The sequence below is a fragment of the Serratia sp. 1D1416 genome (assembly GCF_003641105.1).
GTDB classification, from domain to species: Bacteria; Pseudomonadota; Gammaproteobacteria; order Enterobacterales; family Enterobacteriaceae; genus Serratia; species Serratia ficaria.
In genome coordinates, this window is record NZ_CP032738.1 from 1,675,923 (window position 1) to 1,690,149 (window position 14,227).

The following is a 14,227-nucleotide window of genomic DNA, read 5'->3' on the forward strand; positions in this document are numbered from 1 at the left end:
CGCAACGCCTCAGGAAAAAACGACGTCCTCGCCGGCCTGCGCGCTGGCCGCTTCGCTGAGCAACGGGTAAAAAGCCTGCCCGCTGCGATCGCACAGCCAGACGCCGTCGCGGTAGTTGAAGTGATAGCCGCCGGTTTTGGTGGCCAGCCAGACCTGATGCAGCGGCTCCTGGCGGTTGATGACAATTTTTGTGCCGTTCTCGAAGCTTAGCGTCATCACGCCGCCATTGGTTTCGTAATCGATGTCAGAATCGCCGTCAAAATCGTCCAGCGTCTGTTCAATATTCAGCATCAGCTGGTCAGCCAACTGGTGAAACTCACTGTCGTTCATATTCAATTCCTATTGCTTTTCATGATCCACCTGCGATTATAGAGACCTTGGACGCATGAATTACAGGCATTAATGCAAATGAAAAAAAAACTACGCTATGCGCTGCTGACCGTTATGCTCACCGGCCTTGCCGGCTGCGGCCTGAAGGGCCCGCTGTACTTCCCGCCCGCCGATCCCGCCGATAAAAAACCGGCCGCGACGCCGGTGCAAACGGAGCAGGTGCAGAAAAATCAGCAGCAGCCTTCTGCCATTCAGCAGAAACCGTCGATGACCGACCAGTAACCCCTTGTTTGCGGTGGCGGGCGCCGCCGCAAAACCAAGACGGATGAACCCAATAGATTTCAAGTTGCCGCCAACGGCGCGCAGCTTGAAGGATGAAGGGGGTAGCGCGTCCAGATAGCGGAGTATGATATGCAGTTCTCCAAAATGCACGGTCTGGGCAACGACTTTATGGTGGTCGATGCCGTTACACAGAATGTCTATTTTTCACCTGAGCTGATCCGCAGGCTGTCCGATCGGCACCTGGGCATCGGCTTTGACCAACTGCTGGTGGTAGAACCGCCTTACGATCCCGAGTTGGATTTCCACTATCGCATCTTCAACGCCGACGGCAGCGAGGTGGCGCAGTGCGGCAACGGCGCGCGCTGCTTCGCCCGCTTTGTGCGGCTGAAAGGGCTGACCAACAAACGCGACATTCGCGTCAGTACCCAAACCGGGCGCATGGTGCTCAGCGTCACCGACGATGACCTGGTGTGCGTCAATATGGGTGAGCCGAATTTCGATCCGCAGGCGGTGCCGTTCCGCGCCGCCAAGGCGGAGAAGACGTACATCATGCGCGCCGCCGAACATACCGTGCTGTGCGGCGTGGTGTCGATGGGCAACCCGCATTGTGTTTTACAGGTAGATGATGTAAAAACCGCCAAGGTAGAGCTGCTCGGCCCGGTGCTGGAAGGGCACGATCGCTTCCCGGAGCGGGCCAACATCGGCTTTATGCAGATCGTCAGCCGCGAGCATATCAAGCTGCGCGTCTACGAGCGCGGCGCCGGCGAGACGCAGGCCTGCGGCAGCGGCGCCTGCGCGGCGGTGGCGGTGGGCATTCAACAGGAATTGCTGTCAGAAGAGGTGCATGTAGAACTGCCGGGCGGCAGCCTGCATATTCGCTGGAAAGGACCGGGCAGCCCGCTGTTTATGACCGGTCCGGCAACCCATGTATATGACGGATTTATTCACCTATGAAAAGCGTAGAAGAACAGAGCGTCGCAGGCGTCGAGCTGGATGACGACACCGTAATGCAGTATCTGCTGCAAAACCCGGATTTCTTTATTCGCAACGCGCGCAGGGTTGAGCAGATGCGCGTACCTCATCCCGTTCGCGGCACCGTTTCGCTGGTGGAGTGGCACCTGGCCCGCCAGCGCAACCACATCAATCGACTGGAAGAAGAAATCACCCTGCTGATGGAGCAGGCCAGCGCCAATGAAACGCTGTTCGCCAGCCTGCTGCACCTGCAGGCCAGCCTGGCCACCGCCGACAGCCTGCAAGACATGCTCAACCGTCTGCAGCGCTGGGCGCGCGGCTTCGGCCTGGCCGGCGCCAATATCCGCCTGTTTTCCGATCGCTGGAACATCGGCGCGCCTTCCGACTTTACCCATCTGGCGCTGGCGCGTTCGGCGTTTGAACCGCTGCGCATTCAGCGCCTGGGCAATGAGCAGCATTTTCTCGGCAGCCTGAATGGGCCCGAGCTGCTGCTGCTGTTGCCGCAGGCCAAGCAGGTCGGCTCGGTGGCGCTGTCGATGCTGGGCGACGAAGGCGAACTGGGCATGGTGATCTTCAGCAGCCGCGACACGCAACACTATCAGCAGGGCATGGGCACGGTGATGCTCAACCAGCTGGCGCGCATGCTGCCGGAGCTGCTGGAACGCTGGATCGAACGCGCATGACCCCGATAGCGGCCAGCCTGCAGCAGCCGGTGGACGCTTTTCTGCGTTATCTGAAGGTGGAGCGCCAGCTTAGCCCGCTGACGCAAATCAGCTATTCGCGCCAGCTGCAGGCGCTGATGCTGCTGGCGCAGGACATCGGCGTCACCGAATGGACGGCGCTAGACGCCGCCCGGGTGCGCATGCTGGCGGCGCGCAGCAAACGCGCCGGCCTGCAATCCGCCAGCCTGGCGCTGCGGCTGTCGTCGCTGCGCAGCTTTCTCGATTGGCTGGTCAGCCAGGGCGTGCTGCACGCCAATCCGGCCAAAGGCATTCGCACGCCGCGCAGCGGCCGCCACCTGCCGAAAAATATCGACGTCGACGAAATGAACCAGCTGCTGGAGATCGACCTCAACGATCCGCTGGCGGTGCGCGATCGCGCCATGCTGGAGGTGATGTACGGCGCCGGTTTGCGCTTGTCCGAACTGGTGGGGCTGGACTGCCGCCACGTCGATCTGGCCGCCGGTGAAATCTGGGTGATGGGGAAAGGCAGCAAGGAACGCAAGCTGCCGGTGGGGCGCACCGCCGTCACCTGGCTGGAGCACTGGCTGGCGATGCGCGAGCTGTTCGGGCCGGAGGACGACGCGATGTTCCTGTCCAATCAGGGGCGGCGCATTTCGACCCGCAACGTGCAAAAACGCTTCGCCGAGTGGGGCGTGAAGCAGGGCGTCAACAGCCACATTCACCCGCACAAGCTGCGCCATTCGTTCGCCACCCACATGCTGGAGTCCAGCGGCGATCTGCGCGCGGTGCAAGAGTTGCTAGGCCACGCCAACCTGACCACCACCCAAATTTATACCCACCTCGACTTTCAACACCTGGCGAACGTGTACGATGCCGCGCATCCGCGCGCCAAACGAGGAAAATCCTGATGCATTTTTACCGCCCGCTGCGCCCGCTGGCGGCGCTGACCTTCGATCTGGACGATACGCTGTACGACAACCGCCCGGTGATCCGGCAAACCGAGCAGCAGTCGGTGGCTTTTTTGCAAAGCTACCATCCCGGACTGAGCTGCTTCCAGTCGGCGGACTTTCACCGCCTGCGGCAGGAGCTGCGCGAACAGGATCCGGAGATTTACCACGACGTTACCCAGTGGCGTTGGCGCGCCATCCATCTGGCGCTGAGCCGCCAGGGGCTGCGCGACGCCGAGGCCGCGATCGGCGCCGACGCGGCGATGCAGAACTTTGCGCTGTGGCGCAGCCGCATCGACGTGCCGGAAGCGACCCATGCCACCCTGAAAGCGCTGGGTGAACGTTATCCGCTGGTGGCGATCACCAACGGCAATGCCGATCCGGCGCTGTGCGGGCTGGACGGATACTTCCAGTTCGTGCTGCGCTCCGGGCCGGACGGGCGCGCCAAGCCCTATCAGGACATGTATCGGCTGGCCGTCGAACGGCTGGGCGTGGCGCCCGGGCAGATCCTGCACGTGGGCGACGACCTGACCACCGACGTGGCCGGCGCGCTGCGCGCGGGCCTGCAGGCCTGCTGGATCAACGATCGCCAGCGAGATCTGATGCAGGCCGCCGACGGCCGCCTGTTGCCGCATATTGAGATTTCGCAGTTGGCATCGCTGACAGCATTGTTATAATCCCTGCCAGAACTCTGTATAAATTCACAGTGGAAACGCGTTTTGGTTGCGTTTTCCCTTACCGATGATGGTGCCTATGGACGTTTCCGATCTGCTCGACAGCCTGAATGAAAAACAACGCGAAGCCGTGGCGGCGCCGCGCTGCAACCTGTTGGTTCTGGCCGGTGCGGGCAGCGGCAAAACCCGGGTGCTGGTGCATCGCATCGCCTGGCTGCTGTCGGTAGAGAACTGCTCGCCGTATTCGATCATGGCGGTGACCTTCACCAACAAGGCGGCGGCGGAAATGCGCCACCGCATCGAGCACCTGATCGGCACCAGCCAGGGCGGCATGTGGATCGGCACCTTCCACGGGCTGGCGCACCGCCTGCTGCGCGCGCACCACATGGAAGCCAACCTGCCGCAGGACTTCCAGATCCTCGACAGCGACGACCAGCTGCGGCTGCTCAAGCGCATCGTCAAGGCGCTGAACATCGACGAGAAGCAGTGGCCGCCGCGCCAGGCGATGTGGTACATCAACGGCAAGAAAGACGAAGGCCTGCGCCCGCAGCACGTCGAAACCTACAACAACCCGGTGGAAGCCACCTGGTTGCGCATCTACCAGGCCTATCAGGAGGCCTGCGATCGCGCCGGGCTGGTGGACTTCGCCGAGCTGCTGCTGCGCGCCCACGAACTGTGGCTGAACAAACCGCATATCCTCAACCATTACCGCGAGCGCTTCACCAACGTGCTGGTGGACGAATTCCAGGACACCAACAGCATCCAGTACGCCTGGATCCGCCTGCTGGCGGGCAACAACAGCAACGTGATGATCGTCGGCGACGATGACCAGTCGATCTACGGCTGGCGCGGCGCGCAGGTGGAAAACATCCAGCGCTTCCTGAAGGATTTCCCCGGTGCGGAGACCATCCGCCTGGAGCAGAACTACCGTTCGACCAGCAACATTCTGAAGGCGGCCAACACTCTGATCGCCAACAACGACGGGCGCATGGGCAAAAACCTGTGGACCGAGGGCGGCGAAGGCGAGCCTATCTCGATCTACTGCGCCTTCAACGAGCTCGACGAGTCGCGCTTCGTGGTCAACCGCATCAAAACCTGGCAGGACAACGGCGGCGCGCTCAACGACTGCGCCATCCTGTACCGCAGCAACGCCCAGTCGCGGGTGCTGGAAGAGGCGCTGCTGCAGACCGCGATGCCGTATCGCATCTACGGCGGCCAACGCTTCTTCGAGCGTCAGGAAATCAAGGATGCGCTGGCCTATTTGCGGTTGATCTCCAACCGCAACGACGACGCGGCCTTTGAGCGGGTGGTCAACACCCCGACGCGCGGCATCGGCGATCGCACCCTCGACGTGGTGCGCCAGGCGGCGCGCGACCGTCAGTTGACGCTGTGGCAGGCCACCCGCGCGCTGCTGCAGGACAAGGTGCTGGCCGGCCGCGCCGCGTCGGCGCTGCAGCGCTTTACCGAACTGGTCGATTCGCTGGCGCACGAAACCGCCGAGATGCCGCTGCACGTGCAGACCGACCGGGTGATCCGCGATTCCGGGCTGTTCATCATGTATGAGCAGGAGAAGGGCGAGAAGGGCCAGGCGCGCATCGAAAACCTGGAGGAGCTGGTGACGGCGACGCGCCAGTTCAGCTATCAGGAAGAAGATCAGGATCTGATGCCGCTGCAGGCGTTCCTGTCGCACGCGGCGCTGGAGGCGGGCGAAGGCCAGGCCGACGCCTATCAGGACGCGGTGCAGCTGATGACCCTGCACTCCGCCAAGGGGCTGGAGTTCCCGCTGGTGTTTATCGTCGGCATGGAAGAGGGCATGTTCCCGAGCCAGATGTCGCTGGATGAAGGCGGCCGGCTGGAAGAGGAACGCCGCCTGGCCTACGTGGGCCTGACGCGCGCCATGCAGAAGCTGACGCTGACCTACGCCGAAACGCGCCGTTTGTACGGCAAAGAGGTGTATCACCGGCCGTCGCGCTTTATCGGCGAGCTGCCGGAAGACTGCGTGGAAGAGGTGCGCCTGCGCGCCAGCGTTTCGCGCCCGGTGAATCACCGCCGCATGGGCACGCCAATCAGTGAAAACGACACCGGCTACAAGCTGGGCCAGCGCGTGCGCCATGCCAAGTTCGGCGAAGGCACCATCGTGAATCTGGAAGGCAGCGGCGAACACAGCCGGCTGCAGGTAGCCTTCCCGGGCGAAGGCATCAAGTGGCTGGTGGCGGCCTACGCTCGTTTGGAAACGGTATAAACAGAGGGTGAGTTGCAGGGGCAAGCCCCTGCAATCGTTCATGATCAGTGAGGGAACCGGTCGCCGATCTGCGCGGTGGCATACCAGCGCATCACCGCTTCGGTGCCTTCGCCGCCTTCCTGCGGCGCCCAGTGCATGCAGTCTTCTTCCGTCAGCGCCTGATAAGGGCCCTGCTTCACCTCGAACACCACGCCGCCCGGATCGACCGACAGCACCGCATGCCAGGTAAATGCCGGCATCTCCAGCACTTTGGTTTCTTCGCCGAGCAGGGTGCGCTGCGTCACCATGCCGTCATCGTTGAATTGCAGCACCACAAAGCGGCCGCGCAGCGGCGTCAGCAGCTCCCAGGTCTGCGGGTGGCGGTGCGGGCGGATGTAGGTGCCGGGCTCCATGGCGATCGCCAGGCGTTGTACCGGGTCGCTTAACTCGTCGTGCAGGGTGCGGTGCGCGCGCAGGCGGGCGACGTTGGCGGCCTGTTCGCTCATCGCGCTCAGTTCATGGGCGGTAATCTGTTTCATCGGTAAAGTCCGCATGTTTATTGTCCCTTGGGGTGGCGTAAGCTTAGCAATATTCGCCGCCGCGGTCAGAGATCGCCGCGACTTTTTCTGTCTTCTCGCCCGCGGATTACGCGCATTTTTCACCATTTGTCATGGTGATGAATTGTTGCGCAATTATCCTGTCTAACGTGTTGACAGACTTTTTCGTCTCGGCGTAACATGCGCGCACTATTATCAATGAGGACATACGCCTTGGACACACCCAGTAGATGCTGGCTCACTGACCTGCGCCGCAGGTACAACTTCTAAGGCTATCCCATTCTGCTGATAGCCTTCGTGGTTGTCGGCGACTCCGCAAAGTGTCGCTATGAGTCAGATCTCTTCATGGTCTGAAACAAGCCGGTGATACGCACCCCCTCTGTTTCTGTGCTTCAACGCGTTGTCTGCACCCGTCACCATTAGGGAGTTTTGGCACATGCTAAGCGCTTTTAAATTAGATAACAGCCGCTTGTCCCGTCTGGAGCTGGATGACTCAGATGATCTCACCACGTCGCTGTGGGTCGACCTGGTTGAGCCGGAAGAAGGCGAGCGCGAGCGCGTGCAAAACGAGCTGGGCCAAAGCCTGGCGACGCGTCCGGAACTGGACGACATCGAAGCCTCCGCCCGCTTCTTCGAAGACGAAGACGGCCTGCATATTCACTCCTTCTTCTACTTTGAAGATGCGGAAGATCACGCCGGCAACTCGACGGTGGCATTCACCATCCGCGACGGCCGGCTGTATACCCTGCGCGAACGCGAACTGCCGGCCTTCCGGCTGTACCGCATGCGCGCCCGCAACCTGACCATGGTCGACGGCAACGCCTACGAGCTGTTGCTGGACCTGTTCGAGACCAAAATCGAACAGCTGGCCGACGAGATCGAAAACATCTACAGCGATCTGGAAAAGCTCAGCCGGGTGATCATGGAAGGGCACCAGGGCGACGAATACGACGAAGCGCTGTCGACGCTGGCGGAGCTGGAGGATATCGGCTGGAAGGTGCGCCTGTGCCTGATGGATACCCAGCGCGCGCTGAACTTCCTGGTGCGCAAGGCGCGCCTGCCGACCGGCCAGCTGGAGCAGGCGCGCGAAGTGCTGCGCGACATCGAATCCCTGCTGCCGCACAACGAATCGCTGTTCCAGAAGGTGAACTTCCTGATGCAGGCGGCGATGGGCTTTATCAACATCGAACAGAACCGCATCATCAAGATCTTCTCGGTGGTGTCGGTGGTGTTCCTGCCGCCGACGCTGGTGGCGTCCAGCTACGGGATGAACTTTGAGTTTATGCCGGAGCTGAAGTGGTCGTTCGGCTACCCGGGCGCCATCAGCCTGATGATCCTGGCGGGGCTGGCGCCCTATCTGTACTTCAAACGCAAGAACTGGCTTTAAACGAAACGCGCTTTGCCAACTTAGAGGTAGAATAGCCCCTCGGCTCATTCTGTTGGTAAGGCGCGCGTGTTGATGGAGAGGTTGCCCCGTTTGATTCAATGGTCGATTCTGTTGCTGGCTTCGCTGGCGCTGGGATTTGGCCTGCAGAGCTTCCATATACCGGCGGCGCTGCTGCTGGGGCCGATGATCGTCGGCGTCGCCATGGGGCTGCTGGGCGCCACGGTGCGCATTGCCAAACCGCTGTTTATCGCCGCACAGGCGGTGCTGGGCTGCATGATAGCCCAAAGCCTTTCCCCCTCGATTCTCACCCCGTTGCTCGACGACTGGCCGCTGGTGCTGCTGGTGCTGGCTGCCACGCTGTTGGCCAGCGGCATTTCCGGCTGGTGCCTGGTGCGCTTCAGCCGATTGCCCGGCCCGACCGGCGCCTGGGGTTCTTCGCCCGGCGGCGCTTCCGCCATGGTGGCGATGGCCGGCGACTTCGGCGCCGACGTGCGGCTGGTGGCGTTCATGCAGTATCTGCGGGTGCTGTTTGTCGCCACCGCCGCCGCCGTGGTGGCGCGGATCGGCCTGGGGGATGAAGCCGGCCAGGGCAGCGCGGCGCTGCAGTGGTTTCCGCCGCTGGACTGGCGCTTTCTCGCCACCCTCGGCGTCGCCGCCGCCGGCGCCTGGCTCGGGCCGCGGCTGCGCATCCCCTCCGGCGCGCTGCTGCTGCCGATGATCCTCGGCGCGGCGCTGCATTCGAGCGGCGCCATGGCGCTGCAGGTGCCGGAATGGCTGCTGGCGCTGGCTTACACCCTGATCGGCTGGAGCGTGGGGCTGCGTTTCACCCGGCCAATCTTCCTGCTGGCGTTGCGCACCTTGCCGCAGATGCTGGTGTCCATCGTGGCGCTGATGGCGTTCTGCGGGCTGCTGGCGTGGATGCTGACCCATTTCCTGCCGGTGGATATGATGACCGCCTACCTGGCGACCAGCCCGGGCGGGCTGGATACCGTGGCGATCATCGCGGCGGGCAGCCGGGTGGACATGTCGTTCGTGATGGCGATGCAGACGCTGCGGCTGTTCACCATCCTGCTGACCGGCCCGGCGATGGCGCGGTTTATTTCCAACCGCGCCTCGCCGGCGTCAACGTAGCTTGCGCTGGGTGTAGAGCGCGTCGAGGGTAAACAGCACCAGCGCCGCCCAGATAAAGCCGAAGGTCACCAGCTTGTCCTGGCCGACGGTTTCGCCGTAGAAGGTGACCGCCAACAGGAACATCAGCGTCGGGCCGAGGTACTGGAAAAAGCCGAGCGTCGACAGGCGCAGGCGAGTGGCCGCGGCGGTGAAGAACAGCAGCGGCACGGTAGTGACGACGCCGGCGGCAATCAGCAGCAGGTTCAGCGACCAGGGATTGGCGCTCAGGTGGCTGGTCGGGCTGTCGGCGATCAGGAACAGATAAGCCGCCGCGACCGGCAGCAGCCACAGGGTCTCGATCAGCATGCCGGTCTGGGCGTCGATGGCGATCTTTTTACGCAGCAGGCCGTAGAAGGCGAAGCTGAACGCCAGCCCCAGGCCGATAATCGGCAGCGAACCGAACTGCCACAGCTGGATCAGCACGCCGGCGAACGCCAGCGCCACCGCCAGCCACTGCATGCGGCGAAAACGTTCGCCCAGGAACAGCATCCCCAACAGCACGTTAACCAGCGGGTTGATGAAATAACCCAGGCTGGCCTCCAGCATATGGTGATTATTCACCGCCCAGATAAACAGCAGCCAGTTGCCGCCCACCAGCAGCGCGGTGACCGCCAGCAGCAGCAGCCGTTTGCGGTTCTGGCAGGCGGCGCGCACCTGCGGCCAGTTGCGGCCCAGCGAGATCAGCGCCAGCATGAAGAAGAATGACCAAATCACCCGGTGGGTGAGGATTTCATCCGCAGGCACCTGCTGGATCAGTTTGAAATAGGCCGGGGCGATGCCCCAAATGAAATAGGCCGCCAGGGCAAAGAAAATGCCCTGCCGCGTTTGTTGTGCGTCCATGACGTTACTCTGATGGGGAAATAGAAGATGCGGTGAGTGTACTTAAGACGCTCACCGCGCACAATCACCCGACCAGATAGGCGGCGGTGGCGCTGGCGAGGTGCAGGCCGTCGTGATTATGCAGCTCGGCGCGCGCCACCGCGACCTTATTGCCGCTGCGCAGCACGCTGGCGGAGGCGACGAAATGCTCGCCGCGGCCGGGGCGCAGGTAGTCGACGCGCAGATCGATGGTGCCCATGCGCGACAGGCGCGAAGCGATTTCCTCTTCGAGAAGCGGCTCCAGACGCATCAGCACGCTGCCGGCGCACGCCAGGCCGGCGGCGACGTCCAGCACCGAGGCGATCACCCCGCCGTGCAGGATTTGTTGCGCGGCGTTGCCCACCAGCTTCTGCTGATTGGTGAAGCTCAGCTCGACGTAGTCGTCGTCAAAGCGACGCAGCTCCAGCCCCAGTTCGCGGTTAAACGGCATGTGATAAACAAAGATTTCGCCAATCTTTTGGCGGGCGACTGCAAGAGTCAGCGGTGCGGTAGACATAGTTTTCGTTCTTCTTCTTGAGGGTAACGTACTGGTCAGTCCAGGTTAATGAGTTGTTGATTTTATGCTTAACCTTTGTTGCTTTCCAGACTATTCCAATAAAAGCGCTGCGCGCTGCTGTAAACCGGGCTTTGTGTGTAAAATGGCCTGTTTTTATTTCGGGGTTAGTCTTTTTTGGAGTGAGGAAAGGTTATGCGCATTTTGTCAGGGCTCGTTTCTGCCACGCTGCTGATGCCGGCGCTGGCGCTGGCTGAAGAGGCCAAAGAGCAGCACATTCATGATAATCCGGCGGTGCGCGGCAGCATTATCGCCAACATGCTGCAGGATCACGACAATCCGTTCACGCTGTATCCCTATGAAACCAACTATGTGCTGTATACCGATACCAGCGATCTCAATAAAGAGGCCATCAGCAGCTACAACTGGGCGGACAAGGCGCGCAAGGACGAGGTGAAGTTCCAGCTCAGCCTGGCGTTCCCGCTGTGGCGCGGCATCGTTGGCGACAACTCGGTGCTCGGCGCGTCTTATACTCAGCGCTCCTGGTGGCAGCTGTCCAACCATGGCGAATCGTCGCCGTTTCGCGAAACCAACTACGAGCCGCAGGTGTTCCTGGGCTGGGCGACCGATTACCGCTTCGCCGGCTGGACGCTGCGCGATGTCGAAGTCGGCCTTAATCACCAGTCCAACGGCCGCTCGGAGCCGACGTCGCGCAGCTGGAATCGCGGCTACGCGCGCTTTATGGCGCAAAACGGCAACTGGCAGGTGGATCTGAAACCCTGGTTCCGCTTCTCGGAAAGCGCCAGCAGCGACGATAATCCGGACATCACCAAGTACATGGGCTATTACCGGCTGAAGGTCGGCTATGCCTGGGGCGACAGCGTGTTCAGCGTCGACGGCCATTACAACTGGAACAGCGGCTTCGGCGGCGCCGAGCTGGGCTGGAGTTACCCGATCACCAAACACGTGCGCTTCTACACCCAGGTGTTCAGCGGCTACGGTGAATCGTTGATCGATTACAACTTCCGGCAGACACGGGTGGGTGTTGGTGTCATGCTTAACGATATTATGTAATTATATCCCGGCTATGTGCAGCGGCGGCCGTGCCGGTCGCCGCTTCGTGGGTTTGTGCCAATAAAAAATGGGGAAGTGTGTGTCAACCGCAGCAGTGATAAACCGAGAGTTGCTGGCAGAGCAGGTATTACGCGATACCTTCGGCTACCAGCAGTTCCGTCCGGGCCAACAAACGATTATCAACGCAGCGATCGGCGGGCAGGATTGCCTGGTGGTGATGCCGACCGGCGGCGGTAAATCGTTGTGCTATCAAATCCCGGCGCTGGTGATGGATGGCCTGACCCTGGTGGTTTCCCCCTTGATCTCGCTGATGAAGGATCAGGTCGATCAGCTGCTGGCCTACGGCGTTTCCGCCGCCTGCTACAACTCGACGCAGAGCCGCGAGCAGCAGCTGGAAGTGATGGCGGGCTGCCGCAGCGGCCAGATCAAGATGCTGTACATCGCCCCGGAACGGCTGATGATGGACAGCTTCCTCGACCTGCTCGACCACTGTCCGCCGGCGATGCTGGCGGTGGATGAGGCGCACTGCATTTCGCAATGGGGCCACGATTTCCGGCCGGAATACCGCGCCCTGGGCCAGCTGAAGCAGCGTTTCCCTCGCATGCCGGTGATCGCCCTGACCGCCACCGCCGACGAATCCACCCGCGGCGACATCGTGCGCCTGCTGGCGCTGCAGGATCCGCTGGTGCAGGTCAGCAGCTTCGACCGGCCGAACATCCGCTATACCCTGGTGGAAAAATTCAAACCGCTCGACCAGCTGTGGCGCTTTGTGCAGGACCAGCGCGGCAAGAGCGGCATTATTTACTGCAACAGCCGCGCCAAGGTGGAAGATACCGCGGCGCGTCTGCAAAGCCGCGGGCTGAGCGTAGGCGCCTATCACGCCGGGTTGGATAACGACCGGCGCGCGCAGGTGCAGGAAGCGTTCCAGCGCGACGATCTGCAGGTGGTGGTGGCTACCGTCGCCTTCGGCATGGGCATCAACAAACCCAACGTGCGGTTTGTGGTGCACTTCGACATCCCGCGCAATATCGAGTCCTACTATCAGGAAACCGGCCGCGCCGGGCGCGACGGCCTGCCGGCCGAAGCCATACTGCTGTACGACCCGGCCGATATGGCCTGGTTGCGCCGTTGCCTGGAGGAGAAGCCCGCCGGGCAGCAGCTGGATATCGAACGCCACAAGCTGAACGCCATGGGCGCCTTCGCCGAGGCGCAAACCTGCCGCCGGCTGGTGCTGCTCAACTATTTCGGCGAGGGCAAGCACGAGAACTGCGGCAACTGCGACATCTGTCTGGATCCGCCCAAGCGTTATGACGGGCTGGAGGACGCGCGCAAGGCGCTGTCCTGCGTGTACCGCGTCGGGCAGCGTTTCGGCCTGGGTTATATCGTCGAGGTGCTGCGCGGCTCCAATAACCAGCGCATCCGCGAATACGGCCACGACAAGCTGCCGGTGTACGGCATCGGCCGCGATCAGACCACCGAATTCTGGACCAGCGTGCTGCGCCAGCTGATCCACCTGGGCTTTATCACCCAGAATATCGCCATGCACTCGGCGCTGCAGCTGACCGAGGCGGCGCGGCCGGTATTGCGCGGCGAAGTGGCGCTGCAGCTGGCGGTGCCGCGTATCCAGAGCCTGAAGCCGCGCAGCGGCGCCAACCAGAAATCCTACGGCGGCAATTACGATCGCAAGCTGTTCGCCAAGCTGCGCAAGCTGCGTAAATCGATCGCCGACGAAGAAAACATTCCGCCATACGTGGTGTTCAACGACGCCACGCTGCTGGAAATGGCCGAACAGATGCCGATCAAGGCCGGCGATCTGCTGAGCGTCAACGGCGTCGGCCAGCGCAAACTGGAGCGTTTCGGCGCGCCCTTTATGGCGATGATCCGCGACCACCTGGACAATGATGAAGACTAAGGGCAATAAATCATGCTGATGCTGTTTTTGACCGTGGCGCTGGTGCACCTGATTGCGCTGATGAGCCCGGGGCCGGACTTCTTTTTTGTGTCGCAAACCGCCGCCAGCCGTTCGCGCCGCGAGGCGATGATGGGGGTGATCGGCATTTCGCTCGGCATCGTGGTATGGGCCGGCGTGGCGCTGATGGGGCTGCACCTGATCCTGCAGAAGATGGCCTGGCTGCACCAGGTGATCATGGTCGGCGGCGGGATTTACCTGTGCTGGATGGGCTGGCAGCTGCTGCGCTCGGCGCGGGCGCAGCATGCTCGGCCGGCGCCGGAGGCGGAAGCGAAGGTCGCCTTGCCGCAGGCCGGCCGCAGCTTTATCCGCGGTTTCTTGACCAACCTCTCCAACCCTAAAGCGGTGATTTACTTCGGCAGCGTGTTCTCGCTGTTCGTCGGCGACGACGTCGGCGCCGGCGCGCGCTGGGGGTTGTTCCTGCTGATCGTCGCCGAGACCTTCGTCTGGTTCAGCCTGGTGGCGGTGGTCTTCGCCTTGCCGGCGATGCGCCGCGGCTACCGGCGGTTGGCGAAATGGATCGACGGGCTGGCGGGGGTGCTGTTCACCGGGTTCGGTTTGCACCTGATCTTTACCCGTTAGGCTATTT

At 62.1% G+C, this 14,227-nt stretch carries 15 protein-coding genes; 11 read left to right on the forward strand and 4 right to left on the reverse strand.

Annotated features, from left to right (window positions below; all coding sequences use genetic code 11):
* Positions 1–9: 9 nt before the first annotated feature.
* Positions 10–330, reverse strand: coding sequence for an iron donor protein CyaY (gene cyaY, locus D7I37_RS07955; RefSeq protein ID WP_061798838.1), 321 nt, complete (start codon positions 328–330; stop codon positions 10–12).
* A gap of 78 nt (positions 331–408) precedes the next feature.
* On the opposite strand from cyaY, the gene D7I37_RS07960 reads away from it, so the two are divergent.
* From D7I37_RS07960 to uvrD, 6 genes are all read left to right on the forward strand, one after another.
* Positions 409–612, forward strand: a complete 204-nt coding sequence (locus D7I37_RS07960) for a lipoprotein (RefSeq protein WP_083950381.1) — start codon at positions 409–411, stop codon at positions 610–612.
* A gap of 129 nt (positions 613–741) precedes the next feature.
* Positions 742–1,566, forward strand: coding sequence for a diaminopimelate epimerase (dapF, locus tag D7I37_RS07965; RefSeq protein WP_061798835.1), 825 nt, complete (start codon positions 742–744; stop codon positions 1,564–1,566).
* On the forward strand, positions 1,563–2,267 hold the full coding sequence (locus D7I37_RS07970) for a DUF484 domain-containing protein (protein ID WP_061798833.1): 705 nt from the start codon (positions 1,563–1,565) through the stop codon (positions 2,265–2,267). Before dapF ends, D7I37_RS07970 begins: the two co-directional genes overlap by 4 nt.
* Positions 2,264–3,175, forward strand: coding sequence for a tyrosine recombinase XerC (gene xerC, locus D7I37_RS07975; RefSeq protein WP_095095005.1), 912 nt, complete (start codon positions 2,264–2,266; stop codon positions 3,173–3,175). The genes D7I37_RS07970 and xerC overlap by 4 nt, the downstream gene beginning before the upstream one ends.
* Positions 3,175–3,891, forward strand: coding sequence for a 5-amino-6-(5-phospho-D-ribitylamino)uracil phosphatase YigB (yigB, locus tag D7I37_RS07980; RefSeq protein WP_061798830.1), 717 nt, complete (start codon positions 3,175–3,177; stop codon positions 3,889–3,891). The genes xerC and yigB overlap by 1 nt, the downstream gene beginning before the upstream one ends.
* A 76-nt stretch (positions 3,892–3,967) precedes the next feature.
* Entirely contained in the window at positions 3,968–6,130 is a 2,163-nt protein-coding gene (uvrD, locus tag D7I37_RS07985) for a DNA helicase II (protein ID WP_061798854.1), read from the forward strand.
* A 44-nt stretch (positions 6,131–6,174) separates the two neighbouring features.
* Here uvrD and D7I37_RS07990 read toward each other — a convergent pair whose 3' ends face one another.
* On the reverse strand, positions 6,175–6,648 hold the full coding sequence (locus D7I37_RS07990) for a WbuC family cupin fold metalloprotein (RefSeq protein WP_095095008.1): 474 nt from the start codon (positions 6,646–6,648) through the stop codon (positions 6,175–6,177).
* Positions 6,649–7,102: 454 nt separating this feature from the next.
* On the opposite strand from D7I37_RS07990, the gene corA reads away from it, so the two are divergent.
* Together corA and D7I37_RS08000 are read left to right on the forward strand one after the other, a co-directional pair.
* Positions 7,103–8,053 carry a magnesium/cobalt transporter CorA gene (corA, locus tag D7I37_RS07995; protein WP_061798827.1) on the forward strand — a complete coding sequence of 317 codons (951 nt, stop codon included), beginning with the start codon at positions 7,103–7,105 and terminating at the stop codon, positions 8,051–8,053.
* Between the two features lie 72 nt (positions 8,054–8,125).
* Positions 8,126–9,184, forward strand: a complete 1,059-nt coding sequence (locus D7I37_RS08000; RefSeq protein WP_061798826.1) for an AbrB family transcriptional regulator — start codon at positions 8,126–8,128, stop codon at positions 9,182–9,184.
* On the opposite strand, the gene rarD is transcribed toward D7I37_RS08000, so the two are convergent.
* Together rarD and D7I37_RS08010 are read right to left on the reverse strand one after the other, a co-directional pair.
* On the reverse strand, positions 9,176–10,063 hold the full coding sequence (rarD, locus tag D7I37_RS08005; RefSeq protein ID WP_095095010.1) for an EamA family transporter RarD: 888 nt from the start codon (positions 10,061–10,063) through the stop codon (positions 9,176–9,178). The genes D7I37_RS08000 and rarD overlap by 9 nt on opposite strands.
* A 64-nt stretch (positions 10,064–10,127) precedes the next feature.
* The gene (locus D7I37_RS08010; RefSeq protein ID WP_061798822.1) at positions 10,128–10,598 is read right to left on the reverse strand and encodes a thioesterase family protein; all 471 of its coding nucleotides are present in this window, start codon (positions 10,596–10,598) and stop codon (positions 10,128–10,130) included.
* 192 nt (positions 10,599–10,790) lie between these two features.
* On the opposite strand from D7I37_RS08010, the gene pldA reads away from it, so the two are divergent.
* The 3 genes from pldA to rhtC all read left to right on the forward strand — a co-directional run bounded on the left by pldA (position 10,791) and on the right by rhtC (position 14,220).
* A complete protein-coding gene (gene pldA, locus D7I37_RS08015; RefSeq protein WP_061798820.1) occupies positions 10,791–11,669 on the forward strand; it encodes a phospholipase A in 879 nt (292 codons plus the stop codon).
* A 79-nt stretch (positions 11,670–11,748) separates the two neighbouring features.
* The gene (gene recQ / locus D7I37_RS08020; protein WP_095095013.1) at positions 11,749–13,581 is read left to right on the forward strand and encodes an ATP-dependent DNA helicase RecQ; all 1,833 of its coding nucleotides are present in this window, start codon (positions 11,749–11,751) and stop codon (positions 13,579–13,581) included.
* Positions 13,582–13,593: 12 nt separating this feature from the next.
* Positions 13,594–14,220, forward strand: coding sequence for a threonine export protein RhtC (gene rhtC, locus D7I37_RS08025; protein ID WP_061798817.1), 627 nt, complete (start codon positions 13,594–13,596; stop codon positions 14,218–14,220).
* Positions 14,221–14,227: the final 7 nt, after the last annotated feature.

Coding starts and splice junctions, on each gene's coding strand:
- cyaY (WP_061798838.1), bottom strand. CDS start 330: ATGAACGACAGTGAGTTTCACCAGTTGGCTGACCAGCTGATGCTGAAT.
- D7I37_RS07960 (WP_083950381.1), top strand. CDS start 409: ATGAAAAAAAAACTACGCTATGCGCTGCTGACCGTTATGCTCACCGGC.
- dapF (WP_061798835.1), top strand. CDS start 742: ATGCAGTTCTCCAAAATGCACGGTCTGGGCAACGACTTTATGGTGGTC.
- D7I37_RS07970 (WP_061798833.1), top strand. CDS start 1,563: ATGAAAAGCGTAGAAGAACAGAGCGTCGCAGGCGTCGAGCTGGATGAC.
- xerC (WP_095095005.1), top strand. CDS start 2,264: ATGACCCCGATAGCGGCCAGCCTGCAGCAGCCGGTGGACGCTTTTCTG.
- yigB (WP_061798830.1), top strand. CDS start 3,175: ATGCATTTTTACCGCCCGCTGCGCCCGCTGGCGGCGCTGACCTTCGAT.
- uvrD (WP_061798854.1), top strand. CDS start 3,968: ATGGACGTTTCCGATCTGCTCGACAGCCTGAATGAAAAACAACGCGAA.
- D7I37_RS07990 (WP_095095008.1), bottom strand. CDS start 6,648: ATGAAACAGATTACCGCCCATGAACTGAGCGCGATGAGCGAACAGGCC.
- corA (WP_061798827.1), top strand. CDS start 7,103: ATGCTAAGCGCTTTTAAATTAGATAACAGCCGCTTGTCCCGTCTGGAG.
- D7I37_RS08000 (WP_061798826.1), top strand. CDS start 8,126: ATGGAGAGGTTGCCCCGTTTGATTCAATGGTCGATTCTGTTGCTGGCT.
- rarD (WP_095095010.1), bottom strand. CDS start 10,063: ATGGACGCACAACAAACGCGGCAGGGCATTTTCTTTGCCCTGGCGGCC.
- D7I37_RS08010 (WP_061798822.1), bottom strand. CDS start 10,598: ATGTCTACCGCACCGCTGACTCTTGCAGTCGCCCGCCAAAAGATTGGC.
- pldA (WP_061798820.1), top strand. CDS start 10,791: ATGCGCATTTTGTCAGGGCTCGTTTCTGCCACGCTGCTGATGCCGGCG.
- rhtC (WP_061798817.1), top strand. CDS start 13,594: ATGCTGATGCTGTTTTTGACCGTGGCGCTGGTGCACCTGATTGCGCTG.